Origin of the sequence: Neorhizobium puerariae (genome assembly GCF_042429745.1) — a bacterium.
Classification (GTDB): Bacteria; Pseudomonadota; Alphaproteobacteria; order Rhizobiales; family Rhizobiaceae; genus Neorhizobium; species Neorhizobium puerariae.
In genome coordinates this window covers 1-592 of sequence record NZ_JBHMAA010000058.1, presented here as the reverse complement: position 1 = coordinate 592, position 592 = coordinate 1, and the positions used below count along the sequence as shown (strand labels likewise).

The following is a 592-nucleotide window of genomic DNA, read 5'->3' as shown; positions in this document are numbered from 1 at the left end:
GCCGAGCAGGAGGCGCCATCATGGGTGTTGACATTCGCCACAACAAGGACCGAAAGGTTCGGCGCAAGGAGCCCAAGAGCCAGGACATCTACCTGCGGCTGCTTGTCAAGCTGTACAGGTTTCTGGCCAGACGGACCAACTCCACCTTCAATCAGGTTGTGCTGAAGAGGTTGTTCATGAGCCGAACCAACCGGCCACCTCTGTCCCTGTCCCGCATGATCCGAAAGATGAAGCTTCCTGGCCGCGAGAACAAGACTGCCGTGGTTGTGGGGACGGTCACAGATGATGTGCGGATTCTGGAAGTTCCCAAGCTGAAGGTGTGTGCACTGCGGGTGAGCAGCCGGGCCCGGAGTCGCATCCTCAAGGCTGGGGGTAAGATCCTCACCTTTGACCAGCTGGCCCTGGAGTCTCCCAAGGGCCGGGGCACTGTGCTCCTGTCTGGTCCTCGGAAGGGCCGAGAGGTGTACCGACATTTTGGCAAGGCCCCAGGAACCCCACACAGCCATACCAAACCCTATGTCCGTTCCAAGGGCCGGAAGTTTGAGCGCGCCAGAGGCCGAAGGGCCAGCAGAGGCTACAAAAACTAACCCTG

Annotated in this window: 1 protein-coding gene; it reads left to right on the top strand. The window is 59.6% G+C overall.

All coding sequences use genetic code 11. The annotated features are described in order from the left end of the window. The coding region (locus tag ACFFP0_RS30840) for an eL18 family ribosomal protein (protein WP_377266059.1) at positions 1–587 on the top strand (587 nt) is incomplete at its 5' end. Positions 588–592: the final 5 nt, after the last annotated feature.